Raw genomic sequence first — 25,943 nt, 5'->3', positions numbered from 1 at the left:
GCCAGCCGGGCTCCCTTCCACATCTCCTGGCCGATGGTGGTAAGCTGCATTCGTGGGGACCTCCTTCATGTTGGAGTGGTCCCCACATTTTAGTTGGGGCAGTCTCACATGTGTTTGTCCGAGCACACGCCCCTCTTGAAAGCTTATGCCTGACCTATCGGTCAGGGTAAACCCCACCCGCCGGGGATGCCCCCGGCGGGTATCCTTGGGCCCTTTAGTAGGTGGCCAGGTACTGGTCCAGCTCCCACTGGTGGACCGTGACCCGGTAGTCGTCCCACTCCATCTGTTTGGCCTGGAGGAAGTGGGTGTAGACGTGCTCCCCCAGGGCCTCCTGAATCACGGGGTCCTTCCTCAGGGCCTCGAGGGCTTCCCTCAGGGTCCCGGGGAGCTCGCGGATCTTGTGTTTGCGCCTTTCCCGCACGGTCATCTGGTAGATGTTCCGCTGGATGGGGGGCGGGGGAAGGAGCTTGCGCTCAATGCCGTCCGCCCCGGCCGCGGCCATGACCGCCAGGGCCAGGTAGGGGTTGGCGGAGGGGTCGGGCATGCGCAGCTCTGCCCGCGTACCCACGCCCCGCCGGGCGGGGATGCGGATCATGGCCGAGCGGTTGGAGGCGGACCAGGCGATGTTGGTGGGGGCCTCGTAGCCCGGGGTGAGGCGCTTGTAGGAGTTCACCAGGGGGTTGGTGATGGCCACCATGCCCTCCGCGTGCTCCAGAAGCCCGGCGATGAAGTGGAGGGCGGTTTTGGAGAGCTGGTACTCTGCGTTGGGGTCAAAGAAGGCGTTCTCCCCGTTCTTGAAGAGGGAGAGGTGGGTGTGCATGCCGCTGCCGTTGATGCCCCGGATGGGCTTGGGGAGGAAGGTGGCGTGGAGGCCATGGTTGATGGCCACACGCTTGACCACCCACTTGAAGGTGGCGATGTTGTCCGCGGTGGTGAGGGCGTCGGCGTACTTGAAGTCAATCTCGTGCTGGCCAGGGGCCACCTCGTGGTGGGCGGCCTCGATCTCAAAGCCCATGGCCACCAGGGCGTTCACCATGTCCCGCCGGGCCTCCTCCCCCTTGTCAATGGGGGCCAGGTCAAAGTACCCGGCCTTGTCGTGGGTTTCCACCGTGGGCAGGCCCTCGGGGGTACGGAGGAAAAGGAAGAACTCGGGTTCGGGGCCGGCGTACATGTTGTCAAACCCCAGCTTCTTGAGCCTTTCCACCTGGCGCTTCAGGACATAGCGGGGGTCCCCCTCAAAGGGGCGGCCGTCGGGGTAGTGGACGTCGCAGATGAGCCGGGCCACCCGTCCCCGGGCTGGGTCCTCTACCAGGTCGGGGAGGATGACGAAGGTGTTGTAGTCGGGCCTGAGGAGCATGTCGGACTCCTCAATGCGGGTAAAGCCCTCAATGGAGGAGCCGTCAAACATGATCTCCCCGTCCAGGGCCTTTTCAAACTGGGAGGCGGGCACCTCCACGTTCTTCACCACGCCCAGGATGTCCGTGATCTGCAGGCGCAAAAACTTGACGTTGTTGGCCTTTAGCTCTTTTAAAATCTCAGCTTTTGTGTAGCCCATGACTTCCTCCCGCGCTAAAATCGGGGGCTTTTGTCATTTTTTGACCCCCGATTTGTGCAGAGCGTACCACGATAACCTGTCAATTGTCAACTTTGCTCCGTACATCTTGCCGAAAAAGGCCAAGGGAAAGCGTATGCGCTTCTTTCTGATCTTCCCCTGACCCGGGAGGGGATAGACTGGAGGCCGGAGGTTAGGTATGCAGAGGCGGGACCTATTGAAAGCCGGCGCGGCCCTGGGGGCCATGGGGCTAGGGCTTGGCCGGGCCCAAGGGGCCTTTACCCTTACCCTGGTCCACACCAACGACACCCACGCCCACCTGGAGCCCACGGAGCTCACCCTTTCCGGGAAGAAGACCCCCGTGGGCGGGGTGGCCCGCAGGATCGCCCTCTTTGACCGCCTGCGGACCCAGGCCAAGAATCCCCTTTTCCTGGACGCGGGGGATGTCTTCCAGGGCACCCTGTACTTCAACCAGTACCGGGGCTTGGCGGACCGCTACTTCATGCACCGGGCCCTCTACCGGGTCATGGCCTTAGGGAACCACGAGTTTGACCTGGGACCTGGGCCTTTGGCCGAGTTTTTGAAGGGGGCGCGCTTCAAGGTGGTCTCCGCCAACGTGGACGTTTCCCAAGAGCCTAGGCTTCAAGGGCTCTTCGCCCCTTACGCTGTACTACAGGTAGGGGGCGAGAAGGTGGGCATCATTGGCCTCACCACCCCGGACACCAAGGAGATCGCCAACCCCGGGCCCACGGTGGGCTTCTTAGACCCTTACGAGAGCGCTCAAAAGGCGGTGTACGAGCTCCTAAGCCGCGGGGTGAAGAAGATCCTCGTCCTTTCCCACTTGGGCTACGGCGAGGACCTGAAGCTGGCCCGGAGGCTCGTGGGCGTGCAGGTCATCGTGGGGGGGCACTCCCACACCCTCCTTGGCACCTTCCCCCACAAGGAGCTCTCCCCCCTGGGGCCCTACCCCACGGTGGTGAAGAACCCCGAGGGGAAGGACGTGCTGGTGGTCCAGGCCTGGGAGTGGGGGAAGGTGGTGGGGCTTTTGGAGGTCACCTTCGGCCCCCAGGGGGAACTCCTCGCCTACAAGGGGGAGGCCCTCCTCATGACCCCCGAGGTTTCCCCTGAGGACTTCTTCGCCAAGGAGGCCCTTTTGGCCTATGCCCAGCCCGTTATGGCCCTCATGGCCCAGGTCATCGCCGAGGCCAAGGTGGACCTGGTGGGGGAGAGGGCCATCGTGCGCAGGCGGGAGAGCAACCTGGGGAACCTCATTGCGGATGGGATGCTCTGGAAGACCAAAAACGCCGGCACCCGCATCGCCCTCCAGAACGGGGGCGGCATCCGGGCCTCCATCCCCAAGGGCCCCATCACCGTGGGGAAGGTTTACGAGGTCCTGCCCTTTGGCAATACCCTGGTGGTCATGGACCTTAAGGGGCGGGAGATCCTCGAGGCCCTGGAAAACGGCGTCTCCCAGTGGGAGCAAACCGCGGGCCGCTTCCTCCAGGTGGCGGGCCTCCGCTACGCCTTTGACCTTTCCCGGCCCGCGGGGAGCCGGGTGGTGCGGGTGGAGGTGAAGGAGGGCGAGGGGTATAGGCCCTTGGACCTCGAGGCCACCTACCGGGTGGTGACCAACAACTTCATCGCCGCCGGTGGGGACGGGTTCACGGTGCTGAGAAACGCCCAGGGCTACCGGGTGGACACGGGCTTCGCCGACGCGGAAAGCTTCATGGACTACCTGAAGGAACTGAAAGAGGTGGCCCCCCAGGTGGAGGGCCGCATTGAGGTCCTGAATGAGCCCAAGGGGGAGAGGCCGGCCTATTGGGCCTACGCCATGCCCGAGAGGGTGAGGGTATAGGAAAGGATAGGCCCCCGGGGAAGACCCCGGGGGCTTGGCCTTTTTCTACTCCACGGGCAAAAGGACCCGCACCGGTGCCCCCACCCGCACCACCCCGCCCCGCAGGACCCGGGCGTAGACCCCCCGGCCCCCGTAGAGGAGCTTGGGGAGCCTGGGGTCGAACTGCGAGAGGCTGGCGCAGACGGTGCAGACTGAAGCGAGCTCCAGGAGGGCCTGGCCCACCTCGAGGCGGGCTCCGGGGGGTAGACGGTGGGGGTCCAGGTCCAGGAGGAGGTTCTCCCCCAAGGCCCCGTAGGGAAGGGCGATACCCGCTCCTTGGGCCTTCGCGTAGGCAGGCAGGCCCGCCACCAAAACCGCCCTATCCGGGTCCCGCCCCGCGTGCCGGTCCCCCAGGGCCCCGTGCCCCGCCACCAGGGTGAGAACCTCCACCTGGGGTTTGGGGAGGCCAGCCCCGGTGCCCAGGTGGAGGGAGATCACCTTGCTCATTGCTTACGGGTTTGGGTGGTGTAGTGGGCCTGCAAGTAGGCCAAGATCTTTTCCGCAGCCTCTGGGGGGATGAACTTTTCGCCGCCGTAGGTCTTAAGCATCTTGTTCATGGTGGGCGTCCAGTCGGCGATGGGAGGTTGCATGGTGATGTAGGTGACGCTATGGCAGATGGAGCAGTACCCCATGACCAGCTCCTTGCCCTCCCCTTCCACCAGCTCGGCGGTGTAGAGGGGGTAGGGGCCCACTTTGTAGACGCTGCCTTGGCCCGGGTCTGTAGGGGCGGGCGGGAGGATGAGCCCCAGGGTGCCTTGGGTCCACTCCCCGGCCACCGTGCCGGGAACCTCCGCCACCACCAGGCCCAGGCCGATCGCCGTGAGCGCGAGCGCAATCCAAGCCTTTTTCATCCCGTCCCCCTATTTGGTGCTCAGCACCACCACTTTCTGACGCTCAATCTTGTTCCAGAGATACCCGCCGGGGTTCCAGATGGGGGTGTCGGGTTGGACATTGCCCTTTTCGTCCGTGGCCCGCACCGCCAGGATGTATTCCCCGGGCTGGCTGGGTCGCCAGGTGAACTCGTAGGTTCGGAAGGAGTAAGGGCCGTAATCGGGGCCCAGCATGGCCGGCCGCCAGGTCTTGCCGTCGTCGGTGGAGACCTCCACCTTCACCACCCTTCCGTGCCCGCTGAAGGCCACGCCCCGGACCTTCACCGGGACCCCAGCCAGCAGGGGATAGGAACCGTCGGGGTCCACGATAAAGGAGCGGACGGGCATGTTGAAGTGCCCAATGGGTACGGTCTTGACCCGGCCCGCCGCCACGTCTTCTGGGGTTGTGGAACCGTTGGGCGTGTCGGGTACCTTGTAGGCGGAAGCCATCCAGAAGTTCTTGTCCTCCTCCGTGAGGGCCCGGATCCAGGTGAGGTGCTTAAGCCAGTAGGTGGCGAACTTCCCGGGCACCACGAGCCTGAGGGGGAAGCCGTTCAACATGGGCAGGGGCTCGCCGTTCATGAGGTAGGCTAGGATGACCTCCTCCATCACAGGGTCGTTCAGGTCCAGGGACTTGATGAAGCGTCCCGAGCCCAGGTTCTCGGGCCCCTTGCCCCGGTCCAGCCCCTCAAACTGGATCTGGACCGTCCCCGGCTTCACCCCCGCGTAGTCCAGCAGGTCTTTGAGGCGAACGCCGGTCCACAGGGCGTTGCCCATGGCTCCGTTGCCCCACTGCCCGCCGGTAACCCGGGGCTGGAAGCGGCTGCGGGAATTGCCCGAGCACTGGTTGACCGCAGCGATGGAGACCGGCTTAAACCGGGTGACGAGCTCTTCAAAGGTGAGCTCAACGGTCCGCTCAAAGTTCCCCTCCAGCTTCAGCCGCCACTGGGAGAGGTCTATTTGGTTGGGGATCTCGTCCAGGTGGTAGCGGACATAGAAGGCCTCATTGGGTGTAAAGGCGGTGCGGAAATAGTGGCGGGGGGTTTCCAGCTGGACCGGCCGGTCGGTCATGCGCAGGAGGGGGAGCTTCTGGGGGTAGACCGCATAGGGATGGACCCCATTCCAGTAGGGGTTGGGGCCGGGGCCGGTGAAGGAAGGCAGGGATGTTTCGGCCTGGGCGGAGGTTTGCGCCAGGGCCGGACGGGCCGCAAGAAGACCCCCGCCAAGGCCCAAGAGCTTGAGCAGGTGCCTCCGGTTCAGATGCTTTTTCATACCTTACCTCCTTTTGGGGGCCAGCCTGGAAGTCAGCGCCCCTCTCAGGCCCTTCTGCCGGCTAAGCCTTTCCATACCCCTTTCCTCCTGCTCGGTAGGACGTTTGTCCCTATGTTCCCGGTTGGCTTTACGCTAGACCCCGGAGCCTACCCCTGTCAAGTAGGGGGTATGGTTGGGGGACCCCCTATTTGGTGGTTCATTCCTATCATTCAGGAGGGGGTATCCCCCCGCTTTGGGCGCTATCATGGGAGGTATGCTCAAGGGCGAAGGCCCAGGCCCCCTGCCCCCCCTTCTCCAGCAGTACGTGGAGCTCAGGGACCGCTACCCCGATTACCTCCTCCTCTTCCAGGTGGGGGATTTCTACGAGTGCTTCGGGGAGGACGCGGAAAGGCTAGCCCGGGCCCTGGGCCTGGCCCTCACCCACAAGACCAGCAAGGACTTCACCACCCCCATGGCCGGGATCCCCATCCGGGCCTTTGACGCCTACGCCGAAAGGCTCCTCAAGCTGGGCTTCCGCCTGGCCATCGCCGACCAGGTGGAGCCCGCCGAGGAGGCGGAGGGGCTCGTGAGGCGGGAGGTCACCCAGCTCCTCACCCCGGGGACCCTGGTCCAGGAGGCCCTCCTCCCGCGGGAGGCCAACTACCTGGCGGCCATCGCCACCGGGGACGGGTGGGGCCTGGCCTTTCTGGATGTCTCCACCGGGGAGTTTAGGGGAACCCTTCTCAAGAGCAAAAGTGCCCTTTACGACGAGCTTTTCCGCCACCGGCCCGCGGAGGTCCTCCTGGCCCCGGAGCTTAGGGAGAACCGGGACTTTGCGGAGGAGTTTCAAAAGCGTTTCCCCTTGATGCTCTCCGAGGCCCCCTTTGAGCCCATGGGGGAAGGCCCCTTGGCCCTCCGGCGCGCCCAGGGGGCCCTTCTGGCCTACGCCCGCTACACCCAAGGGGAGGCCTTTACCCCAAGGCCCTTCCGCCCCTACGACCCCGGGGCCTTCATGGGGCTTTCCGAGGCCGCCTTGAGGGCCCTGGAGATCTTTGAGCCCCTCCGGGGCCAGGACACCCTGTTTGCCGTCTTGGACGAGACCCGCACCGCCCCAGGCCGCCGCCTCCTCCAGGCCTGGCTCCGCCACCCCCTGGTGGAAAGGGGGCCCATCGAGGCCCGGCTGGACCGGGTGGAGGCCTTCGTGCGGGATTCGGCCCTAAGGGAGGGGGTGCGCCGCCTCCTCCACCGGGTCTCGGACCTGGAGCGCCTGGCCACCCGGCTGGAGCTCGGCCGGGCAAGCCCTCGGGACCTCGCCGCCCTAAGGCGCACCCTCCAGGTCCTCCCCGAGCTTTCCGCCCTCCTGGGGGAGGGCTTCCCCTTGCCGGACCTCGGCCCCCTAAGGGAGGAGCTGGAAGCCGCCCTTGTGGACGACCCCCCTTTGAAGCTCTCCGAGGGGGGGGTGATCCGGGAGGGGTACGATCCCGAGCTTTCTGCCCTGCGCCGGGCCCACGAGGAGGGGGTGGCCTACTTCCTGGCCCTGGAGGAAAGGGAGAAGGCCCGCACGGGCATCCCCACCCTCAAGGTGGGCTACAACGCGGTCTTCGGCTACTACCTCGAGGTCACCCGCCCCTACTACGAGAAGGTCCCCCCCGAGTACAAGCCCCTCCAGACCCTGAAGGACCGTCAGCGCTACGCCCTCCCTGAGATGAAGGAGAAGGAGCGGGAGCTTTACCGCCTCGAGGCCCTGGCGAGAAGGCGGGAGGAGGAGGTCTTCCAGACCCTAAGGGAGCGGGCGAAGGGGGAGGGGGAGGCCCTGAGGGAGGCGGCGAGGCTCCTTGCAGAGCTGGACGTCTACGCCGCCTTGGCGGAGGTGGCCGTGCGCTACGGGTACGTCCGCCCCCGCTTTGGGGAGCGCCTTTCCATCCGCGGGGGACGGCACCCGGTGGTGGAAAGGCGCACGGCCTTCGTCCCCAACGACCTGGAGATGGACCACGAACTGGTCCTAGTCACCGGGCCCAACATGGCGGGGAAGTCCACCTTCCTGCGCCAGACGGCCCTCATCGCCCTCCTGGCCCAGATGGGGAGCTTTGTCCCGGCGGAGGAGGCGGTGCTCCCCCTTTTTGACCGCATCTTCACCCGCATCGGGGCCGCGGACGACCTGGCGGGGGGGCGGAGCACCTTCATGGTGGAGATGGAGGAGGTGGCCCAGGTCCTAAAGGAGGCCACGGAGAAAAGCCTCGTCCTCCTGGACGAGGTGGGCCGGGGCACCTCCAGCCTGGACGGGGTGGCCATCGCCACCGCGGTGGCCGAGGCCCTGCACGAGAAGCGCGCCTATACTCTCTTCGCCACCCACTACTTTGAGCTCACCGCCCTGCAGCTTCCCCGCCTCAAAAACCTCCACGTGGCCGCCAAGGAGGAGGCGGGGGGGCTTTTCTTCTACCACCAGGTCCTCCCCGGCCCCGCCTCCAAGAGCTACGGGGTGGAGGTGGCCCAGATGGCGGGCCTGCCCAGAGAGGTGGTGGAGCGGGCCCACGCCCTCCTCCAGGGCCTCCTCGCCCGGCGGGAAGGGGCCTTGGAGGGGGTGCTGGACCGCCTCCTGGCCTTGGACCCGGACCGCCTGACCCCCCTCGAGGCTCTAAGGGTCCTCCACGAGCTTAGGGCCCTGGCCCTGGGCCTTGCCCGGACATGATCCGCCCCCTGCCCGAACCCCTTAGGGCCCTCCTCGCCGAGGGGGAGGTCCTCCTCTCCCTGAGGGACGCGGTGCGGGAGCTTTTGGAAAACGCCCTGGACGCAGGGGCTAAAAGGGTCAAGGTGGAGCTTTGGGAAGGGGGAAGGGCCCTTGCCGTGGAGGACGATGGGGCAGGGATCCCCTTCGCCGAGCTTCCCTTGGCCGTGGCCCCCTTCACCACCAGCAAGCTCCAAGACCCCGAAAGGATCACCACCTTGGGCTTCCGCGGCCAGGCCCTCTACGCCCTGGCCCAGGCCGGCACCCTCAGGATCCGCTCCCGCCCCCGGGGGCAGGTGGGGGGTGGGCTCCTCCTGGTGGAAAGGGGGGAGGTCCGGGCCCACCGGGAGGCCCCCGCCCCCCCCGGCACCCGGGTGGAGGTGTCCTTTGAAAAGGCGCCGGAGAAGGGGGAGGTGCGGGAGGTCCTCCTCCTCCTCAAGCGCTACCTCCTCCACCACCCCCACCTGCACCTCCTCTTCTTCGCAGAGGGGAAGGCCCTCCTCCTCTTTCCCGGCTCGGGGCTTAGGGAGGCGGCCCGGCTCCAGTTCGGCCGCGTCCTGGCGGAGAGGCTTTTCCCCATCCATTGGGAAGGGGAGGGGATGTGTCTAGAGGCCCTCCTCTCCCGCCCCGAGGCCTATAGGACCAGCCCCGAGGGCCTTTTCCTCTCGCTGAACGGCCGCCCCGTGGCCCTACCCAAGGGGGTGCTCCTCGCCCTCCGCCGGGCCTACCGGGAGCTCCTCCCCGAGGGGCACTACCCCTATGGGGTCCTGAACCTCATCCTGCCCCCCGGGGCCTTTCGCCTGCGCCTGGACGCGAGGAAGGAGGAGGTGCGGCTTGCCCTCGAGGCTGAGGCCTTCCTGGAGGAGGCCCTAAAGGAGGCCTTCGCCCGGGAGAACCTGGCCCGCGCCCTCCCTGAGCGGGCCCTTTCCGCCCTGAGGCCGGTCCAGGCCCTTGCTCGTCCCCGCCTCAAGTACCTGGGCCAGTTCCGGGAAAGCTACCTCCTGGCCGAGGCGGGCACCACCCTCTACGTGGTGGACCAGCACGCGGCCCACGAGCGCATCCTCTTTGAGGAGCTCCAGAGAAGGGTGGCGGAGGGCCCCACCCCCCTTCCCCGACCCCTCCTGATCCCCCTGGCGCCGGAGGAGGCCCTGAGGATCCCTGAGCGGGAGGAGGCCCTGCGGGCCCTTTTCGCCTTTGAGCCCTTCGGCCCGGGAAGGGTGCGCCTCCTCGAGGCCCCCTCCTTCCTCCACCCCTACCCCCTCCTCCTCCCCGAGGTCTTCCGGGAGGTCCTGCGGGGGGAAGGGCAGAGCCTCAAGGCCCTCCTCGCCCGCTTGGCCTGCCTCCCCGCCCTGAAGGCCGGCCACCCCTTGGCTCAGGCGGAAGGCCAGGCCCTCCTGGATGCCCTCCTCGCCTGCGAAACCCCCTGGGCTTGCCCTCACGGAAGGCCCACCCTCCTGGCCCTGGAGGAGGCGGAGCTCATCCGCCGCTTTGGCCGCCGCTCGGGGGTGCGGGGAGGAGGAGAAGGCCGTCCTCGTCGGCCACCAGAAACTGCCCGGGAAGAGCCCTAAGGCCTAGGAAAGCCACCGGCACGTCCACCTCCCCCACCCCCGCCTTGGCGCTCTTTTTGGGGGTCGTGCCCAGGGCCTTCACCCCTAGGGGGAGGGCCCTAAGCTCCGCCGCGTCCCGCACCGCCCCGTGGACCACCACCCCCTGCCACCCTTTTTCCAGGGCCAGCTGGGCCAGGTTGCCCCCGAGGAGGGCGGTGCGGAGGCTTCCCCCGCCGTCGATCACCAGGACCTCGCCCCCCTCCTCCAGCACCCGGCGCACCAGGAGGTTGTCCTCAAAGACCTTGAGGGTGCGCACCCGCCCGAAAAAGCGCACCCGGCCGCCAAAGTCCTTGAGAAGGCTGGGGAGGTAGGGGGCCTCGGGAAAGCGGTCGGAAAGGTCCGCGGTGCTCCAGTCCATGGCGGATATAGTAACCCCTATGGACGAGGCCCGCCTCCTCATCACCTGCCCCGACCGCCCCGGCATCGTGGCCGCGGTCTCCGGCTTCCTCTACGCCCACGGGGCCAACATCACCGACCTGCAGCAGCACTCCACTGACCCCGAGGGGGGCACCTTCTTCATGCGCCTGGCCTTCACCACCCCCCACCTGGACCTCTCCCGCCCCGCCCTGGAGCGGGCCTTCCAGGAGGTGGTGGCGGAGCGCTTCGGCATGGAGTGGCGCATCGCCTACGCCTCGCAAAGGAAGAGGACGGCCATATTGGTCTCCAAGCCGGCCCACGCCCTCCTGGAGCTCCTTTGGCGGTATAGGGTGGGGGAGCTTCCCATGGACCTCCGCCTGGTGGTCTCCAACCACCCGGACCATCGGGAGGAGGTGGAGCGCTTCGGGGTGCCCTACCACCACGTCCCCGTGGAAAGGAAGGCGGAGGCGGAGGAAAGGATCCTCGAGCTCCTCGAGGCCCAAGGGGTGGAGCTTGTGGTCCTCGCCCGCTACATGCAGATCCTCTCCCCCCGCTTCGTGGCGCGCTTTCCCATGCGCATCGTCAACATCCACCACTCCTTCCTTCCCGCCTTCGCCGGGGCCGACCCCTACCGCCAGGCCTACGAGAAGGGGGTGAAGCTCATTGGGGCCACGGCCCACTACGTGACGGAGGAGCTGGACCAGGGGCCCATCATCGAGCAGGACGTGGTGCGGGTCTCCCACCGCAACTCCGTGGCGGAGATGCGCCGCTTGGGGCGGGAGCTGGAGCGCACCGTCCTCGCCCGGGCGGTGCGCTGGCACCTGGAGGATAGGATCATCGTCCACGGAAACAAGACGGTGGTCTTCGTCTAATCGGGGGCTAACCCCTTGGGACTAAGGTGGCCTTAGGAGGTGGCGCATGAACCTCGGACGGTCCTTTTTGGGTTTCCTGGTCCTCGCCCTCATGGCGGGGGCGGTCCTTTGGTGGGGGGTTTCCAACGGCCAGACCCCCAAGCCAGCTTCGTCCGCGGGGGTTGCGGCAGAGCCTGGGCTTCTGGAATACGAGCGGAACACCGTGGAGATCGTGGAGCGCTACGGGGACGGGGTGGTCTACGTGGCGGTGCGCACCGCCCCCAGGGCGCTCCAGCTCCCCCCGGGGTTTGAGTTCTTTGCGCCCTTCCTCCAGGTCCCGCCCCAGGAGGGCGCGGGCTCGGGCTTCGTCATAGACAAGGAGGGGTACATCCTCACCAACCACCACGTGGTGGAGGGGGCGGATCAGATCACGGTGAAGTTCCACAACGACCCCAAAGAGTACCGGGCCCGTCTGGTGGGGGCTGCGCCCCCTCTGGACGTGGCCCTCCTCAAGGTGGAGGCCCCCAAGGACAAGCTGGTGCCCTTGGTCCTGGGGGACTCGGACAAAATCCGCGTGGGGCAGAAGGCCATTGCCATGGGGAACCCCTTTGGCCTGGAGTTCACCGTGACCCAGGGGATTGTTTCCGCCATCCGGGAAAACCCCGGGGCCATCGGGGATGAAAGCGGCCTGGTGCCCCAGGTGATCCAGACGGACGCGGCCATCAACCCCGGCAACTCCGGGGGGCCCCTTTTGAACTCCCGGGGGGAGGTCATCGGCATCAACACCGCCATCTTCACCCCCACCGGCCAGTTCGGGGCGGCCCAGTTCGCGGGGGTGGGCTTCGCCCTGCCCATCAACGTGGTGAAGGAGCACCTCCAAGACCTCAAGGCGGGGAAGACCCTCACCGCGGAGGCCCTCATCCAAAACCGCCCCCGCCTGGGGGTGAGCCTGGTCCCCTTGAGCCTCTACCCTGAGCGCCTGCGCCAGCAGTATGGCCTGCCGGAGACGGGCCTCATGGTCCAGGAGGTGGAGAAGGGAAGCCCCGCGGAGCGGGCCGGCCTAAAGGCCCCCACCCGCTTCGCCTACCTCCAGCTCCCCACGGGGGAGGCTTTACAGGTGGGGGTGGACGGGGACGTGCTTTTGGAGGCGGACGGGCTATCCCTCACCTCCATCGTCCAGCTTCGGCAGGTGCTCTACCGCAAGAAGCCGGGGGAGGCGGTGACCATTAAGGTCTGGCGGGGCGGGCGGACCCTGACCCTCCGGGTGGTGCCCAGGGTGCTCCGCTAGGGGGGGAAGAGGAGGCGCACCCGGAAGCACCCCCCTTCCACCCGGAACCACCTCCCCCCAAGCCGAAGGGCTAGGCCCGCCTCCGAGCAGTAGAGGAGTTCCCGGCGCCTTTCCTGGGCTAGGGCCTGGTTCCAGGGGTAGGTCCCCCCGGTGTAATAGGCCTCCGTCTCGAGGTCGGTGTAGGCGCGGAAGCCCTGGAAGCGCCAGGAGATGTGGAACTCCAGGAGGACGGGCTTTCCCGTGACGGAGTTCACGAACTCCACCCGCCCCTCCGCAAAGGCCGGGAGGAAAAAGAGGGTTCGCTGCCCTTCACCCTCCACCTCCACCACCCGGAGGAGGGTGAGGAGGACAAGGAAAAGCCCGGCCCCTAGGAGGAGGAGCCGGGTTCTGACCATAGAAGCCCCTTACCTCAGGGCCCCCACTTCCCGGAAGTAGCGCAGGGCCCCCTCGTGGTAGGGGATGGTGCCCCCCACAAAGCGCACGGCGTTTTGCAGGCTGGTGTCCCGGGCGGCGGCCACCGCGGCGCGGAGGGCCTCGAGGTTCTCAAAGGTGGCCTTGGTGAGGGCGTAGGCCGCTTCCTCCGGGAGGCTTGCGGGGCAGACGAAGAGGTTCCAGAAGGTGAGGGTGGGGGTGTCGGCCCGGGCTCCGTAGACCGCCTTGGGAATGACCCCGGGGCCCGCGAGGCCGGGGAAACGCTTCTGGAAGGCCTGGACCACGGTGCTCTTGGGGTCTAGGGGCACCAGGTGGATCCGCTGGCCCTTGCGGGCGAGGCTGGCGGAAAGCTCGGTGATGGCCCCCGTGGGGAGCCCCCCGGACCAGAAGAAGGCGTCAATGGTGCCCTCCGAGAGGGCGTTGGCGCTTTCCTGGGCCCCCAGGCGCTCCTGCTTGGCGAAGTCCTTGGGGGAAAGCCCCGCGGCCTGGAGGACGAGAAGGGCCTCCACCTCCGTGCCCGAACCCGGGGCCCCGGTGGAGACCCGCTTCCCCTTCAAGTCCTGCACCACCCGGATCCCCGTCCCTTCCCGGGTGACGATGTGGAGGTAGTTGGGGTACATGGCGAAGAGGATGCGCACGTTCCTAGCGGGCTTGTCCTTGAAGCGCTCGTGGGTTCCGGTGTAGGCCAGGTAAGCGGAGTCGGGGAGGACGGTGGCGCAGTAGTAGGTGCCGCTCCCCGTGCGGTTTTCCAGGAGGAGGAGGTTGTCTATGGAGGCCGCGGTCTGGGTGGCCTGGGCCTCCGCTGCCCCCGCCTTGTTCCAGATCTCCGCCAGGGCGGTGCCGTAGTAGAAGTAGACCCCACCCACGCCCCCCGTGGCAATGACCACCCGGGGCTTCTGGGCCAGGGCCAGGCCGAAGAGGGCCACAACAGCGAGCAACCAGGGTCTCATAGGGGCCTCCTTTCCTTTCAGGCCTACCCTAAGCCCCTTGGCCCTTTCCCGTCAAGCCCCTCCTGAGGAAGAAGGGGAGGCCCAGGAGGAAGGCCACCAGGTTGAGGGTGCCGTAAGGGGCGAAGAGGAGGAGGGCCAGGAGGCCTAAGGCCCAGGACTCCAGGCGGGCCAAGGGCCTTCTGGTGTAGCCCGCGGTGGCGGCGGAGAGGTAGACAATTCCTGCGGCCACCGCCAGGAAGCGCTCTAGGATAATGGGCCAAGCCTCCTCTGGGGGAGCGGTTTCCAGTACGGGGAGGACGAGGAGACCCGTGCCCGTGTAGGAGAGGAGGAAGAAGAAGCCGATGAGGTACTTGGAAAGGGCCACCCGGGCGGCGTAGACCCCCGTGGGCAGGGGGTGGGTGCCGAAGACGCTGGCCGCGGCGTAGGCGGAGAGGGCCACCGGGGGCGTTACGTCCGCCAGGACGGCGTAGTAGAAGAGGAACATGTGGGTGGCGTAGACCGCGGCTTGGTCGGGAATGCCGTTTTCCCGGGCCAGGGCGATGATGGCGGGGGCGGTGAGGGCGGAGGTGAGAACGTAAGTGGCGGTGGGGGGCACCCCCATGCCCAGGACCAGGCTGAAGATGGCGGTGATGAGGGTGGCGAGGAGGAGGCTCTCCCCGGAAACCTGCTGCAGGAGCTGGCTGAACTTGGAGGGCAGGCCGGAGATGACCATCATGGCGAAGATAAGGTTGGCCGAGGTCACCGCGGTGCCGATGGGAAGAAGGGTCCGAAAGCCTTCCTCTAGGCCCTGGAAGATAGGCCCCACCCCCTTGGGCCTCAAGGAGGGGTCCAGGTAGGCCAGGAGGATGAAGCCTAGGAGGGCGAGGCTGGCTGCGGTGCGCACCTCGTAGCCCAGGTAGAGGAGGACCACGATGAGGAGGATGGGGAGGAAGATGGGGCTATAGCGGAGGGCGTAGGCCCGCCGCGCCATCCCGAGCTCCACCGCCACCGCCTTAAGGCCCGCCTTGCGGGCATAGAACTCGTTGAAGGCCAGGATAGCGAGAAGGTAGAGGAGGGCCGGCCCCAGGGCCATGACCATCACCTTCAGGTAGGGGATTTCCAGGATCTCCACCATGATGAAGGCGATGCTGCCCATGATGGGGGGCATGATGAGGGCGATGGTCCCCGCGGTGGCGGCGATCCCCGCGGCCACCAGGCGGTCGTAGCCCGACCGCTCGTAGAGGGGCTTGGTGAGGGTAGCGACAAACTGGGTGTCCGCGGCCCCCGAGCCCGAGAACATGCCCATGAAGACCCCGGCCAGGCCCGTGACCCGGCCTGGGGTGGCGGGGCTTTTGCCCACCAGGGCCATGGCCAGGTTGGCCACCACCCGGCCAAGGCCCAAGGCGGTGATCATCCCCGAAAGGAGGGTGAAGTAGACCAGGTACTTGGCGGAAACCCCGGTGATGAGGCCGTAGATGCCCGCCTCCGTCTCGTTGAAGGTTTTGCCCAAGAGAAGGTCTATGGGCTGGGGGGTGCCCCGGAAAGCCCCAGGGAAGGCCCCGGCGTGGAGGTTGTAGCTGAAGAAGAAGAGGACCAGCACGGGCATTACCGGTCCCAGGAGGCGGTAGACCACCCCCAGGAGGAGGAAGATGAGGCCGAGGCTCATCCCCGCATCCCAGGCCTCAGGGATCACCGCCCGGTAGACCAGTTCTTCAAAGTAGCGGGCCTGGTACCAGGCGGGGAGGAGGGCCAAGAGGGCCCCCAGGAGGGCGGTGGGCCGCTGAAGGGGGGGGAGGACTGCGGGGGGCACGGCCACGGCCCAGACCAAAAGCCCAAAGAGCCGCACCTCCAGGGGGAGGGGCATGGCGGGGGGCTTGGGGAAGAGAAAGGCGTAGAGGGGCACCAGGCTGAAGAGGAGGAAAACCCAGGCCCCGGGGGTGGCTTTCCTTTGCGGGGAGAAGAAGCTCACCAGGTAGGCTCCAAGGAGGAGGAAGAGGACGTGGGTGCTCCGTTGGAGCTGGACCACGTCCAGAAGGTTGATGTGGGCCTGGGCCAAGGGGGTGAAGGGGTGGAGGACCAGGTAGAGGCTGTAGAGGGAGCCCAGGATGAGGACCAGGCGGGTAAGCCGTCCCAAGGGGCTTGGGGGTAGGGCAGCGTGGACTTCGGCCATCTTGACCTCCAAAAGGCCCGGGGGACCGCCCCGGGCCCCGAAGGGTACCTTACCCTCACTTCACGGCGCCCACTTCCTTCAAGTACCGCTCGGTCCCGGGGTGGAAGGGGACGATGAACTTGCCGTAAAGCTTAGCGGTGTTGGCCACGGAGGTGTCCTTGGCTGCGGCCACCGCGCTCCTTAGGGTTTGCAGGTTGTCAAAGGTGGCCTTCATCATGGCGTGGGCCACCTCCTGGGGGAGGCTATCCGGGCAGACCAGGATGTTGCCCGTGTTGAGCCCGGGCACGTCCGTACGGGTGCCGTAGACGCTCTTGGGGACCACCGTGGGGTCTAGGAGCCCAGGGAAGCGCTTCAGGGCCACCTGGGCGGTGGTGCTCTTGGGGTCAATGGGGATGAGGTAGATCCGGTCCCCCTTGCGGGCCAGGGTCTGCCCTAGCTCCACGATGGAGCCCGTGGGCACCCCGCCCACCCAGAAGAAGGCGTCCAGGGTGCCCTCCGCCAGGGCCTTGGCCCCCTCGGCCACGGGGAGGCGCTCCCGCTTGGCGAAGCTTTCCGGCTTGACCCCCGCGGCCTGGAGGACGAGAAGGGCCAGATTCTCCGTGCTGGAGCCGGGCTGGCCGGTGGAGACCCGCTTGCCCTTCAGATCCTGGAGGACCTTGATGCCGCTTTTCTCGGTGGTAACCACGTGGATGAAGGAGGGGTACATGTAGAAGAGGACCCTTTGGTCCTTGGCGGGCTTGGCCTTGAAGCGGGGCTCCTCCCCGGTGTAGGCCACATAGGCGGAGTCGGTGGTGGTGAGGGCACAGTAGTAGGTGTTGGCCTTGGGATCGGTGCGGTCTCGGAGGAGGAGGAGGTTATCGTAGGAGCCCCCGGTTTGGACAGGCTGGAACTCCGCCACCCCGGTCTTGTTATAGATGTCCGCCAGGGCGGTGCCGTAGTAGAAGAAGACCCCACCTGTGCTCCCCGTGCCGATGACCACCTTGGGCTTTTGCGCAAGCCCAACCCCAAGCACCAGGGCCATCCCGAAGATCAGCGCGCTTCTCATGCTCACCTACGCATAAGTTTGCGCCCTTACCCTACCTGGGCCTCTTGGGGCTGTCAAGGCAGGGTAATGACCGGTCAGTCAGGGGTAGGATAAGGGGGTGCTGGCCCTTCACCTCCTCCAGGACCCCCTTTACCGCCGCTACTGGCTGGCCCTTTTCGTCTCCCAGCTGGGCACCTGGATGCAGGCCGCCTCCATGGGGTGGCTGGTTCTCCTCCTCACGGGGAGCGCGGAAAGGCTTGGGTTGGTGGTGGCCTTCCAGTTCCTCCCCTCCCTCTTCTTCGCCCTCCCCGCTGGGGTGTTGGCGGACCGCTACCCCAAACGTGTCCTTCTCCTCCTTACCCAAGGGGGCATGGGCCTCCTCGCCCTCCTCATGGCGGTGGGGATCTTCGCGGGGGTTCTGCGCTACCCGCATGTTCTCCTCTTCGCCCTCCTCTACGGGGCCCTGAACGCCATGGACCAGCCCGTGCGCCAGAGCTTCACCGTGGAGCTTGCGGGCAGGGAGCGCTACCCTGGGGCCATCGCCCTAAACTCCTTCGGCTTTAACACGAGCCGCCTGGTGGGCCCGGCCCTTGCGGGCCTCCTCATCGCCCGGTATGGGGTGGGGGCTTCCTTTCTGGCCAACGCCCTCTCCTTCCTCCCCCTCCTCTGGGTCCTCCTCCGCCTGCCCTCAGGCGGGGTGGGCGGCCAGGGGGGGGTGCCCTGGTGGCGGGAGGCCTGGGAGGGGTTGGCCTTCGTCCGGGGCCACCCCCTGGTGCGGCGGGTGGTGGGGCTCGTCCTTTTCGCGAGCCTTCTTGGGATGAACTTCCAGACCCTGGTGCCGGCCTACGCCCGGCTGGTTCTCGGCCTCGAGGCCCAAGGGTATGGCCTCCTCCTCTCCAGCGTGGGGGTGGGGGCGGTGCTGGCCGCCTTGGTCATGGCCTTCACCGGAAGGCCAAGGCCCTACCGGCTCCTCCTTGGGGTCTTCTTCCTGGCCCTGGCCCACCTGGGGCTTTTCCTCAAAGCCCTGCCCCTCATCCCCCTCTTCCTCGCCCTGGGGGGGTTCGGGATGATCTCCGTCCTCATCAACGCCAACACCCTGGTGCAGCTTTCCGTCCCCAACCGCCTAAGGGGCCGGGTCATGGCCGTCTACACCCTGGTCATGCTGGGGACGGGGCCACTTGGGGCCTACCTCACGGGCCTCCTCTTTGAGCTTCTAGGGGGGGAGAAGGCGGCGTTGGCCCTAGGGAGTAGCCTCCTCCTCTTGGGCCTATACCAGCTCCGGCAGGGTTGGCCTAAGGGGACCAGTCCTCCGGCCTAGGGCCAAGCCCAAGCCGCCAGGCCACGCCCCGGGCCACCCTTATCCCTGCCTTTCCGTCCCCATAGGGGTTCTTGGCCCGGCGCATCCGCTCTAGGGCTTCGGGGTCAGCGAGGAGGCCCGCCACCGTGGCGTAGACCCCTTCGGGGTCTGTGCCCGCAAGCTTGAGGATCCCGGCCTGAAGCCCTTCCGGCCTTTCCGTGACGTTCCTCAGGACCGCCACCGGCACCCCCAGAGCCGCCCCCTCCTCCTGGAGCCCCCCGGAGTCCGTGACCAGTAGGAGGCTTTCCTTCATGAGGGCGGCCATGGGTCCGTATTCCAGGGGGTCTAGGAGGACAAAGTTCTTAAGCCCTTTCAGCACGGGGAAGACCGCCTCCCGCACCACGGGGTTCAGGTGCACGGGGTAGACGAAGGTGAGGTGGGGGAAGTCCTGGGCCACCCGCCTGAGGGCCCGGGCCAGCTCGGGGAGGAGGGGCCAGTTTTCCCGGCGGTGCATGGTCACGGTCACGTAGGGCCCCGGGGGGAGCCCCTCCGGGAGGCGGCCAAGCCTCGCCGCCAGGAGGATCGCGTCCACCCCCGTTTGGCCGGTGACCAGGATGCCCTCGGGCTTCTTTCCCTCCCTTAAGAGGTTCTCCCGGGCCAGGGGGGTGGGGGCAAAGTCTAGGTCGGTGAGGACATCGGTGAGGCGGCGGTTGGCCTCCTCGGGGAAGGGCTCTTTCAGGTTCCCACTCCTAAGCCCTGCTTCCACGTGCCCCACGGGGAGGCCCTCCAGAAAGGCCGCCCAGGCCACGGCGAAGGTGGTTAGGGTGTCCCCATGCACCAGGACGTAGTCCGCCCGCATCTCCTTGAGGGCCCGGGCCGCTTGGGGCAGGATGCGGGCCGCCAGGTCCGGCAGGGCCTGGCGCTCCTGCATCACGTCCAGGTTGCGGTCCTCCTCTATGCCGAAGAGGCTTAGGGCCTGCTTAAGCTGCTCCCGGTGCTGCCCGGTGAGGAGGACCAGGGGCTTGAGGTGGGGGATCGCCTTTAGGGCCAGGTAGACCGGGGCCATCTTGGTGGCCTCGGGCCGGGTGCCGAAGGCGAGGACCACGCGCTTCATGGGAGGACGCGCTTTAGGGCAAGGCGGGCTTCGGGGAAGGCCAGGAGCGCCACCTCCCCTTCCTCTATGAGGTGGCGCTCCCGGTACCCCTCAGGGCTGGGCTTGCGGTAGACCTCGAGGCGCCCCCCCACCAAGTCCAGCAGCCCCACCTCCGCGATGCCCGCCTTGGCGTAGAGGGGAGGCTTAACTTCCCGGTCATGGGCTTGGGAGGGGTCGGCCACCTCCACCCGGAGGAGGGCGTCCTCCCCCTGGGGAAAAGCAGCGGCGTAATCGTCCGGCCGGGGAAGGAGGGCCAGGTCCGGTTGGGGTTCGCTCACCTCTCCAAGGCGTATGGGGTTTTGCACGCTCACCATGGCCCTATCCCCCACCTGGGAGAAGAAAAACCGGGCCAGGCCATTGACCGTGGCCACATGCCGGCTTCCCATGGGGCTCATTTCCAAGATCTCCCCTTCGCTCAGCTCTCCAGGGTCGCCCTCGCGGAGCACCCCTGCTTCCAAAAGGCGGCGATACTCTTCCACGGTGAAGGGTCTCCGGCCCTTGACCACAGGGCTATTCTACTTCCCGGAAAAGGGCCCTTAGCCGTCGGTAGGTGACCCAGCCCAGGCCCAGGAGGATGGCGAGGAGGTTGGCCAGCATGGCCTCCCAGGGCATCCTCAGGTAGGCCATAGCGAGAAGGTTGAAGAGGAGGGCGAGCCCCCAAAGGAGGAAGGCCACCCGCCTCTGGGAAAGGCCCCGGGCGAGAAGGCGGTGGTGTAGGTGGTCCTTTCCCGGGGTGGAAAGGGGGTTTTGGCCCTTGAGGAGCCTTCGCACCACCACCTGGGCGGTGTCCAGGATGGGGAGGAGGAGGAAGAGGGCCGGGGGGAGGAGGCCTAAGAAGGTGGTGAGCTTGAGGTTCCCAAGAAGGGCCGTGGCCGCCAGGGTGTAGCCCAGGAAGTAGGCCCCCGCGTCCCCCAGGATGATGCGGCTGGGGTGAAGGTTGTGCCTTAGGAAGCCCAAGGCGGCCCCCGCCAAGGCGGCAAGGAGCAGGGTCCCCGCGGCCCAGTAGGGGAACTGGGCGCTCACCGCGAGGAGGCTTAGGGCGCTGATGAAGGCGATCCCCCCCGCCAGCCCGTCCAGCCCGTCCATGAGGTTCAGAGCGTTGGTGATCCCCACCACCCAAAGCCAGGTGAGGAAGACCCCGAGGAGGGGGTCCAGGGGGGTGCCGAAGGCAGCCTCAAAGCGGATGCCCACCGCCACCAGGAGGAGGGCGGCGAGGGTTTGGACCAGGAGGCGGAAAAGGGGCGGCAGGCTGAACTGGTCATCTATGAAGCCCACCAGAACCAGCCAGGCTCCCCCCAGGAGGATGGCCAGGATCTGGATAAGGACCCCCTCCACCAGGATGGGCCTTAGGGCCGCGGCCAGGACCAGGGCCACCACCACCCCGGCGTAGACCGCAAGCCCCCCGGCGTTGGGGAGGGGTTCCTTGTTGAGGCGCCGCTCATTGGGCTGGTCCGCCCAGCCCACCTTAAGGGCGAAGCGGCGCACCGGGGGGATGAAGCGCCAGGTGGTGAGGAGGGCCACCAGGAAGACAAAGAGCACGGAAAGCCAGCCCGTGCCCCCCGGCTCCGCGATCCCCAGGCGTTCCCAGATCATTTGGTCCCGTAGATGCGGTCGCCCGCATCCCCCAGCCCGGGCACGATGTAGCCGTGCTCGTTGAGCCTTTCGTCAATGGCCGCCACCACCACCTCGGTCTCGGGGTGGTCCTTCCCGATGCGCTCCAGGCCCTCGGGGGCGGCGATGAGGCACATGAGCTTGACCCCCATGGCCCCCTTTTCCTTAAGGAGACGGAGGGCATGGCTGGCGCTTCCCCCTGTGGCCAGCATGGGGTCTAAGAGGAAGACCCGCCTTTCCGCGATGTCCGGGGGGAGCTTGGCGTAGTACTGCACCGGGCTTAGGGACTCGGGGTCCCGGTAGAGGCCGATGTGCCCCACCCGGGCGTGGGGCACCAGCTTGAGGATGCCCTCCACCATCACGAGCCCCGCCCTCAGGATGGCCACCAGGGCGAGCTTCTTCCCGGAGAGCACCCGCACCCGGGCGGGGGCCACGGGGGTTTCCACGATCTTCTCCTCCAGCTCCAGGTCCCGCATGGCCTCGTAGGCCATGAGCATGGCGATCTCCTCGGCGAGCTCCCGGAAGTCCTTGGGTCCGGTGCGCTTGTCCCGCAGGTGGGCCAGCTTGTGCTGGACCAGGGGGTGGTCCACCAGGGTGATCCTCATCCAGTAGAGGCTAACACGCCCCTTTCCTAAAGGCCAAGCCGTCTTGGTAAAAGGCCTGGGCCCGGGGGAGTTTTTCCCTTAGGGCCTCCTCAAACCCCTCCGGGGCCTTGGTCTTGAACCAGTAGAGGTCATGGAGGTAGGTGAGGGGGACGTAGAAGAAAAGCCGCTCCCGCACGTCCTTGGGGTAAAGGCGGGCGATGCGGAAAAGGGCCTCCCGGGCCTTGCCTTCCCCTAAGAGGTCCAGGCTTCCCGTCTTCAGGAGGGCAAGGTCCCGGGCAGGGTCGTCCCCCCCGGCCCGGGCCCAGTCCACCAACATGACCTCGAGGCCTTCCGCCCCGGGCCGCTTCAGGAGGAGGTTGCCCGCCCAGGCGTCCCGGTGGCAGAAGCGCTTCTCCACCCCCGCCACCCACCGCACCTCCTTCTTAAGCGCCCGGATGAGCCCTTGGGCCTCGAGGTGGGGGCTTAGGGCCTCTTCAAAGCGCTCCAGGCGCAGGAGGAGGTCTTCCGCGGGGACGGTGCCCAGCTCGGGCAGGCGGTGGAGGCGGAGGAAGAGGTGGGAGAGGGCGGCCAGGGTCTTGGGGCCGAAGAGCTCAGGGCGGAAGGGCTCGCCGGGAAAGCGGCGGAGGACGAGGAGGCCATGCCCCTCCACCTCCTCCACCCCAAGCACAAAAGACCCAAGCCCCGCCCGGGCCAGGTTCCGGGCCTCGAGGCGGGCCAGGGCTTTCTCCTTGGGGCTATAGACCTTGTACACCCGCGCCTCGTCCCCATAAACCCGGGCCTCAAAGCCCCCTAAGGGCGTGAGCCGGGCGAGGAGGGCGGAAAGCGCCACGGGGCTTATTCTAAGGGCGTGGAGCTCCTCCGGCCCGAGGCCACCCTCCTCTCCTTGGGGGATAGGGTCCTCTCCTTTGACCGGGAGGGGCGGCCCTACCACTACTTCCGCCGGGGGCTCACCTACAAGCGCGCCCTGGACGGCACCCTCCACCTCCGCTTCCGGGAAGGGGAAAGGAGACGGCGGGTTTTGCCCCGAGAAGAGGCCCTTCAGGTGTACGGGGAGATCCTGGCCTTGGCGGAGGCCCACCTGGAGGACAGGGAAAGGCGGGAAGAGGTCCTCCGCTGGAGTCCAGAGGCCCTGGCGGACCCCACCCCTTACCGCCAGGCCTACCCCCATCCGGTGAGCATCTTCCCCCCGGACGCGTACCTTTCCGTGGTCCTCCAGGCCACCACGGGGTGCACCTGGAACCGGTGCACCTTCTGCGCCTTCTACCAGGACCGGCCTTTCCGCAAGAAAAGCCTCCCCGAGTTCCGAGAGCACCTGGAGGCCGTCCTCCGCCTCCTTGGCCGGGGGCGGGCCCTGAGGCGCGGGGTTTTCCTGGCGGACGGGAACGCCCTGGCCCTTTCCGACCCCCTCCTCCCCCTCATGGAGGAGGTGAAAGGGCGCTTCCCCGGCGAGGCGGTGTACGGGTTTTTGGACCTCTGGACCGGGCTCAAGAAGGACGTAAGGTGGTGGGAAAGGCTTCGGACCCTGGGCCTAAGGCGGGTCTACCTGGGCCTGGAGACGGGGCACGCCCCCCTCCTCGTCCTCCTCCATAAGCCCGGCCATCCGGAGGAGGCCTTGGACTTGGTTCGGGCCCTGAAGGCGGCGGGGCTCTCCTTGGGCCTCATCTTCCTGGTGGGGGTAGGGGGGGAGGCCTACCGGGAGACCCACTTCCGAGACACCTTGGGCCTTCTCGCCCGGCTTCCCCTGGACGGGGAGGACCTGATCTACCTTTCCCCCTTGCAGGTGCAGGAAACCACCCCCTACGCCCGGATGGGCCTTGGGGTGGTGGAGGACCTGGAGGGCGAGCTTGGCCGCTTCGCCCAAGGGGTGCGCCGCCTGGGGCTAAAGGCCGCCCGGTACGATATCCGGGAGTTCGTCTACTGATTCCAGCTCGCCCCCTTCGGCCTGGAAGCCCACCCTCTTGTGGGTCCCGTCGCAGAAGGGTTTATCCCCCGACTTTCCGCAGCGGCATAGGGCGAGCTTGGGCCTCTCCAAGCGCCTTTCCTCCCCGTTCCAGCGGAAAGCGCTCCCCTCGGGCAGGTCCAGGACATAGGGGCCGTCTTGGCGAAAGCGGAGGCGCATGCTTCCAGTTTAAGGTGCTATCTTGGGAAGGATGGGCCCGGGATCCCCCCGGTCGCCCCGGAGGGAGTATGCGCGCACACCTCATCACCTACGGTTGCCAGATGAACGAGTACGACACCCACCTGGTGGCCAGCGAGCTGGTGAGCCTCGGGTGGGAGCTGGTGGACTCCGTGGAGGAGGCGGACTTCGTCTTGGTGAACACCTGCGCGGTGCGGGGCAAGCCTGTGGAGAAGGTGCGGGCCCTTTTGGGGCAGCTCCGCAAGGAGAAGGAGCGCCGGGGCCTCCTCATCGGGATGATGGGCTGCCTGGCCCAACTGGACGAGGGCCAGCAGATGGCGAGGAAGTTCGGGGTGGATATCCTCCTAGGCCCTGGGGCCCTCACCTCCCTCCCCGAGGCCCTGGCCAAGCACCAGCGCTTTTTTGACCTCACCTTCCGCCAGGACCTTTTGGACTACATCCCCCCGCCCCCCAAGGGCGCCCTTTCCGCCCACGTGACCATCATCCGGGGGTGCAACCACCACTGCACCTACTGCATCGTCCCCACCACCCGGGGCCCGGAGGTCTCCCGCCACCCCGACCTCATCCTGAAGGAGATTGAGATGCTGAAGGCCGCGGGGGTGGTGGAGGTCACCCTCCTCGGGCAGAACGTGAACTCCTACGGGAAGGACCAGCCGGGCTTCCCCTCCTTCGCCGAGCTCCTAAGGATGGTGGGGCGGATGGGGATCCCCCGGGTGCGCTTCCTCACCAGCCACCCCGTGAACTTCACCGACGACATCATTGAGGCCATCGCGGAAACCCCTGCCATCTGCCGCTACATCCATCTGCCCGTCCAGTCGGGCTCGGACCGGGTCTTGAGGCGCATGGCCCGGGAGTACCGGCGGGCGCACTACCTGGAAAGGATCCGCAAGATTCGCGAGGCCCTGCCCGATGCGGTCCTCTCCACGGACATCATCGTGGGTTTCCCTGGGGAGATGGAGGAGGACTTCCAGGAGACCCTTTCCCTCTACGATGAGGTGGGCTACGACCAGGCCTACATGTTCATCTACTCCCCCCGCCCCGGCACCCCCGCCTACACGCACTTCCAGGACCTGCCCCGGGAGGTGAAGGTGGAGCGGCTCATGCGTCTCATTGAGAAGCAGAAGGCGTGGAGCTACCGCCGGAATCTGGAATGGGTGGGGAAGACCGTGGAGGTCCTGGTGCGGGGGGAGGCCAAGGAGGAGGGGTACGTCCAGGGCCACGACCGGGGGAACCACCCGGTCCTCATCCCCGCACACCAGGCCCCCGCCCCTGGGCTCTACCAGGTGGAGATCAAGCAGGCCACGCCCCACCTCCTCTTCGGGGAGGTGGTGGGGGCAGAGGCGCCCGCCCCCATCCCCCTGCCGGTGGCATGAGGCCGCTTTTGCCCCTCTCCGGCGCCCTGGGCCTTTTCCTCCTCCTCTTCGCCGCCTTCCGCTTCACCCTGTTGGGGCTCCTCCTGGCTCTTCTCCTTTCCGCCCTCCTCTACCTTCTCCTGGACCGCTGGCAGAAGGGGCTTCTCCAAAGGGGCCCCTCCCCTTGGGCCAAGGAGCGGCTCGCCATGAAGGAGGCCTGGCGGCGGGGCAGGTTCTTGCGCCCGGAGGACCTTTCCCCCTATATGCCCTTTTCCGAGGCCCAAAGCCTCCTCCAGGCCCTGGCGGCGCGGGGGCTTTGCCGGAGGGAAGGGGAGGGGTACCGGTTTTAGCCCCATCGCCGCTTGCCCTGCGGTGGGGGCCTCGAGGGTGGGCATGGGGGAGGTGCTGGTGGTGGGCGCGGGGGTGGCGGGGGCCGCAGCCGCCTTGGCCCTGAAGGGGGCGGGCCTTTCCGTCCTTTGGGTGGCGGAAGGGGTGGGGGATGCGAGCCGCGTCCCCGTGGCCCTGGTGAACCCCGTGCGGGGGAAACGGGGGGTGTTGGTGCCGGAAGGAGCCTTGGCCCTCGAGGCCGCCCTCACCCTCTATAGCCGCTATGTGCCCCTCCACAAGGGCCTCCTCCGCCCCGTCCCGGAAGGGGAGCGGGAGGCCTGGGAGAGGCGCCTTGGGGGAAGCGGCCTTCCCTACCGCTGGACCCGGGAGGGGCTTTTCCTGCCCGAGGCCTTCTGGCTGGAGCCCCGCCCCTTTTTGGAGAGGGTTTGGGCGGAGCGTGGGGGCCTTAGGGCCCGGGTGGTGGCCTACGCCCCGGGGGAGGTGGTGCTGGA

Annotated in this window: 25 protein-coding genes; 10 read left to right on the top strand and 15 right to left on the bottom strand. The window is 67.2% G+C overall.

What is annotated here, in order from left to right:
* Positions 1–214 precede the first annotated feature (214 nt).
* On the bottom strand, positions 215–1,555 hold the full coding sequence (gene glnA / locus WKI94_RS06490) for a type I glutamate--ammonia ligase (RefSeq protein ID WP_337844956.1): 1,341 nt from the start codon (positions 1,553–1,555) through the stop codon (positions 215–217).
* Between the two features lie 196 nt (positions 1,556–1,751).
* Between glnA and WKI94_RS06485 the strand changes: the two genes are divergently transcribed.
* A complete protein-coding gene (locus tag WKI94_RS06485) occupies positions 1,752–3,407 on the top strand; it encodes a 5'-nucleotidase C-terminal domain-containing protein (RefSeq protein ID WP_337844955.1) in 1,656 nt (551 codons plus the stop codon).
* A 45-nt stretch (positions 3,408–3,452) separates the two neighbouring features.
* Here WKI94_RS06485 and WKI94_RS06480 read toward each other — a convergent pair whose 3' ends face one another.
* Genes WKI94_RS06480 through WKI94_RS06470 form a run of 3 tightly spaced genes read right to left on the bottom strand, consistent with a single transcriptional unit; the run spans position 3,453 to position 5,587 of the window.
* Positions 3,453–3,893: an MOSC domain-containing protein gene (locus tag WKI94_RS06480; protein WP_337844954.1), complete on the bottom strand. Its 441-nt coding sequence runs from the start codon at positions 3,891–3,893 to the stop codon at positions 3,453–3,455.
* Entirely contained in the window at positions 3,890–4,297 is a 408-nt protein-coding gene (locus tag WKI94_RS06475; protein ID WP_337844953.1) for a sulfide dehydrogenase, read from the bottom strand. Before WKI94_RS06475 ends, WKI94_RS06480 begins: the two co-directional genes overlap by 4 nt.
* 9 nt (positions 4,298–4,306) lie before the next feature.
* Positions 4,307–5,587, bottom strand: a complete 1,281-nt coding sequence (locus WKI94_RS06470) for a molybdopterin-dependent oxidoreductase (protein ID WP_337844952.1) — start codon at positions 5,585–5,587, stop codon at positions 4,307–4,309.
* A gap of 244 nt (positions 5,588–5,831) precedes the next feature.
* On the opposite strand from WKI94_RS06470, the gene mutS reads away from it, so the two are divergent.
* Together mutS and mutL are read left to right on the top strand one after the other, a co-directional pair.
* Positions 5,832–8,255, top strand: coding sequence for a DNA mismatch repair protein MutS (mutS, locus tag WKI94_RS06465; RefSeq protein WP_337844957.1), 2,424 nt, complete (start codon positions 5,832–5,834; stop codon positions 8,253–8,255).
* Positions 8,252–9,859 carry a DNA mismatch repair endonuclease MutL gene (gene mutL, locus WKI94_RS06460; RefSeq protein WP_337844951.1) on the top strand — a complete coding sequence of 536 codons (1,608 nt, stop codon included), beginning with the start codon at positions 8,252–8,254 and terminating at the stop codon, positions 9,857–9,859. Before mutS ends, mutL begins: the two co-directional genes overlap by 4 nt.
* Here mutL and rraA read toward each other — a convergent pair.
* Positions 9,768–10,256 carry a ribonuclease E activity regulator RraA gene (rraA, locus tag WKI94_RS06455; RefSeq protein ID WP_337844950.1) on the bottom strand — a complete coding sequence of 163 codons (489 nt, stop codon included), beginning with the start codon at positions 10,254–10,256 and terminating at the stop codon, positions 9,768–9,770. The genes mutL and rraA overlap by 92 nt on opposite strands.
* Before the next feature lie 19 nt (positions 10,257–10,275).
* On the opposite strand from rraA, the gene purU reads away from it, so the two are divergent.
* The gene (gene purU / locus WKI94_RS06450) at positions 10,276–11,127 is read left to right on the top strand and encodes a formyltetrahydrofolate deformylase (protein ID WP_337844949.1); all 852 of its coding nucleotides are present in this window, start codon (positions 10,276–10,278) and stop codon (positions 11,125–11,127) included.
* A 46-nt stretch (positions 11,128–11,173) separates the two neighbouring features.
* Positions 11,174–12,394 (top strand): trypsin-like peptidase domain-containing protein, encoded by a 1,221-nt coding sequence (locus tag WKI94_RS06445; protein ID WP_337844948.1) that lies wholly within the window; start codon positions 11,174–11,176, stop codon positions 12,392–12,394.
* Here the strand turns inward: WKI94_RS06445 and WKI94_RS06440 are convergent.
* Genes WKI94_RS06440 through WKI94_RS06425 form a run of 4 tightly spaced genes read right to left on the bottom strand, consistent with a single transcriptional unit; the run spans position 12,391 to position 16,970 of the window.
* Positions 12,391–12,789: a hypothetical protein gene (locus WKI94_RS06440; protein ID WP_337844947.1), complete on the bottom strand. Its 399-nt coding sequence runs from the start codon at positions 12,787–12,789 to the stop codon at positions 12,391–12,393. The genes WKI94_RS06445 and WKI94_RS06440 overlap by 4 nt on opposite strands.
* Before the next feature lie 9 nt (positions 12,790–12,798).
* Positions 12,799–13,776, bottom strand: coding sequence for a TAXI family TRAP transporter solute-binding subunit (locus WKI94_RS06435; RefSeq protein WP_337844946.1), 978 nt, complete (start codon positions 13,774–13,776; stop codon positions 12,799–12,801).
* 28 nt (positions 13,777–13,804) lie between these two features.
* A complete protein-coding gene (locus tag WKI94_RS06430) occupies positions 13,805–15,925 on the bottom strand; it encodes a TRAP transporter fused permease subunit (protein ID WP_337844945.1) in 2,121 nt (706 codons plus the stop codon).
* A gap of 55 nt (positions 15,926–15,980) precedes the next feature.
* Complete coding sequence (locus WKI94_RS06425) at positions 15,981–16,970, bottom strand: TAXI family TRAP transporter solute-binding subunit (protein ID WP_337844944.1); 990 nt, start codon at positions 16,968–16,970, stop codon at positions 15,981–15,983.
* A gap of 97 nt (positions 16,971–17,067) precedes the next feature.
* Here WKI94_RS06425 and WKI94_RS06420 point away from each other — a divergent pair, with 97 nt between their 5' ends.
* A complete protein-coding gene (locus tag WKI94_RS06420; RefSeq protein ID WP_337844943.1) occupies positions 17,068–18,267 on the top strand; it encodes an MFS transporter in 1,200 nt (399 codons plus the stop codon).
* Here the strand turns inward: WKI94_RS06420 and wecB are convergent.
* Genes wecB through WKI94_RS06395 form a run of 5 tightly spaced genes read right to left on the bottom strand, consistent with a single transcriptional unit; the run spans position 18,242 to position 22,444 of the window.
* A complete protein-coding gene (wecB, locus tag WKI94_RS06415) occupies positions 18,242–19,360 on the bottom strand; it encodes a UDP-N-acetylglucosamine 2-epimerase (non-hydrolyzing) (RefSeq protein ID WP_337844942.1) in 1,119 nt (372 codons plus the stop codon). The two genes, WKI94_RS06420 and wecB, sit on opposite strands and share 26 nt — an antisense overlap.
* The gene (locus WKI94_RS06410; RefSeq protein ID WP_337844941.1) at positions 19,357–19,905 is read right to left on the bottom strand and encodes a Uma2 family endonuclease; all 549 of its coding nucleotides are present in this window, start codon (positions 19,903–19,905) and stop codon (positions 19,357–19,359) included. Before WKI94_RS06410 ends, wecB begins: the two co-directional genes overlap by 4 nt.
* A 4-nt stretch (positions 19,906–19,909) precedes the next feature.
* The gene (locus WKI94_RS06405; RefSeq protein WP_337844940.1) at positions 19,910–20,992 is read right to left on the bottom strand and encodes an MraY family glycosyltransferase; all 1,083 of its coding nucleotides are present in this window, start codon (positions 20,990–20,992) and stop codon (positions 19,910–19,912) included.
* On the bottom strand, positions 20,989–21,615 hold the full coding sequence (gene upp / locus WKI94_RS06400) for a uracil phosphoribosyltransferase (protein ID WP_337844939.1): 627 nt from the start codon (positions 21,613–21,615) through the stop codon (positions 20,989–20,991). The genes WKI94_RS06405 and upp overlap by 4 nt, the downstream gene beginning before the upstream one ends.
* A 10-nt stretch (positions 21,616–21,625) precedes the next feature.
* Positions 21,626–22,444: a phosphotransferase gene (locus WKI94_RS06395; protein ID WP_337844938.1), complete on the bottom strand. Its 819-nt coding sequence runs from the start codon at positions 22,442–22,444 to the stop codon at positions 21,626–21,628.
* Between the two features lie 18 nt (positions 22,445–22,462).
* Between WKI94_RS06395 and WKI94_RS06390 the strand changes: the two genes are divergently transcribed.
* Positions 22,463–23,536, top strand: a complete 1,074-nt coding sequence (locus WKI94_RS06390) for a radical SAM protein (RefSeq protein WP_337844937.1) — start codon at positions 22,463–22,465, stop codon at positions 23,534–23,536.
* Here the strand turns inward: WKI94_RS06390 and WKI94_RS06385 are convergent.
* A complete protein-coding gene (locus WKI94_RS06385; protein WP_337844936.1) occupies positions 23,495–23,734 on the bottom strand; it encodes a CDGSH iron-sulfur domain-containing protein in 240 nt (79 codons plus the stop codon). The two genes, WKI94_RS06390 and WKI94_RS06385, sit on opposite strands and share 42 nt — an antisense overlap.
* A gap of 68 nt (positions 23,735–23,802) precedes the next feature.
* On the opposite strand from WKI94_RS06385, the gene miaB reads away from it, so the two are divergent.
* The 3 genes from miaB to WKI94_RS06370 form a co-directional block, all read left to right on the top strand.
* Positions 23,803–25,125 (top strand): tRNA (N6-isopentenyl adenosine(37)-C2)-methylthiotransferase MiaB, encoded by a 1,323-nt coding sequence (gene miaB / locus WKI94_RS06380; RefSeq protein WP_337844935.1) that lies wholly within the window; start codon positions 23,803–23,805, stop codon positions 25,123–25,125.
* Entirely contained in the window at positions 25,122–25,454 is a 333-nt protein-coding gene (locus tag WKI94_RS06375) for a hypothetical protein (protein ID WP_337844934.1), read from the top strand. The genes miaB and WKI94_RS06375 overlap by 4 nt, the downstream gene beginning before the upstream one ends.
* Positions 25,455–25,497: 43 nt before the next feature.
* On the top strand, positions 25,498–25,943 hold a 446-nt coding region (locus WKI94_RS06370), incomplete at its 3' end, for an FAD-dependent oxidoreductase (RefSeq protein WP_337844933.1).

This window comes from Thermus sp. (assembly GCF_037444525.1).
Lineage (GTDB): Bacteria > Deinococcota > Deinococci > Deinococcales > Thermaceae > Thermus.
Note: the sequence above shows the minus strand (reverse complement) of the source record. Positions and strands in the feature narration are given on the sequence as shown.

Excerpts from the sequence above, each read along its gene's own strand:
- glnA (WP_337844956.1), bottom strand. The coding sequence starts at position 1,555 with ATGGGCTACACAAAAGCTGAGATTTTAAAAGAGCTAAAGGCCAACAAC.
- WKI94_RS06485 (WP_337844955.1), top strand. The coding sequence starts at position 1,752 with ATGCAGAGGCGGGACCTATTGAAAGCCGGCGCGGCCCTGGGGGCCATG.
- WKI94_RS06480 (WP_337844954.1), bottom strand. The coding sequence starts at position 3,893 with ATGAGCAAGGTGATCTCCCTCCACCTGGGCACCGGGGCTGGCCTCCCC.
- WKI94_RS06475 (WP_337844953.1), bottom strand. The coding sequence starts at position 4,297 with ATGAAAAAGGCTTGGATTGCGCTCGCGCTCACGGCGATCGGCCTGGGC.
- WKI94_RS06470 (WP_337844952.1), bottom strand. The coding sequence starts at position 5,587 with ATGAAAAAGCATCTGAACCGGAGGCACCTGCTCAAGCTCTTGGGCCTT.
- mutS (WP_337844957.1), top strand. The coding sequence starts at position 5,832 with ATGGGAGGTATGCTCAAGGGCGAAGGCCCAGGCCCCCTGCCCCCCCTT.
- mutL (WP_337844951.1), top strand. The coding sequence starts at position 8,252 with ATGATCCGCCCCCTGCCCGAACCCCTTAGGGCCCTCCTCGCCGAGGGG.
- rraA (WP_337844950.1), bottom strand. The coding sequence starts at position 10,256 with ATGGACTGGAGCACCGCGGACCTTTCCGACCGCTTTCCCGAGGCCCCC.
- purU (WP_337844949.1), top strand. The coding sequence starts at position 10,276 with ATGGACGAGGCCCGCCTCCTCATCACCTGCCCCGACCGCCCCGGCATC.
- WKI94_RS06445 (WP_337844948.1), top strand. The coding sequence starts at position 11,174 with ATGAACCTCGGACGGTCCTTTTTGGGTTTCCTGGTCCTCGCCCTCATG.
- WKI94_RS06440 (WP_337844947.1), bottom strand. The coding sequence starts at position 12,789 with ATGGTCAGAACCCGGCTCCTCCTCCTAGGGGCCGGGCTTTTCCTTGTC.
- WKI94_RS06435 (WP_337844946.1), bottom strand. The coding sequence starts at position 13,776 with ATGAGACCCTGGTTGCTCGCTGTTGTGGCCCTCTTCGGCCTGGCCCTG.
- WKI94_RS06430 (WP_337844945.1), bottom strand. The coding sequence starts at position 15,925 with ATGGCCGAAGTCCACGCTGCCCTACCCCCAAGCCCCTTGGGACGGCTT.
- WKI94_RS06425 (WP_337844944.1), bottom strand. The coding sequence starts at position 16,970 with ATGAGAAGCGCGCTGATCTTCGGGATGGCCCTGGTGCTTGGGGTTGGG.
- wecB (WP_337844942.1), bottom strand. The coding sequence starts at position 19,360 with ATGAAGCGCGTGGTCCTCGCCTTCGGCACCCGGCCCGAGGCCACCAAG.
- WKI94_RS06405 (WP_337844940.1), bottom strand. The coding sequence starts at position 20,992 with ATGATCTGGGAACGCCTGGGGATCGCGGAGCCGGGGGGCACGGGCTGG.
- upp (WP_337844939.1), bottom strand. The coding sequence starts at position 21,615 with ATGAGGATCACCCTGGTGGACCACCCCCTGGTCCAGCACAAGCTGGCC.
- WKI94_RS06385 (WP_337844936.1), bottom strand. The coding sequence starts at position 23,734 with ATGCGCCTCCGCTTTCGCCAAGACGGCCCCTATGTCCTGGACCTGCCC.
- miaB (WP_337844935.1), top strand. The coding sequence starts at position 23,803 with ATGCGCGCACACCTCATCACCTACGGTTGCCAGATGAACGAGTACGAC.
- WKI94_RS06375 (WP_337844934.1), top strand. The coding sequence starts at position 25,122 with ATGAGGCCGCTTTTGCCCCTCTCCGGCGCCCTGGGCCTTTTCCTCCTC.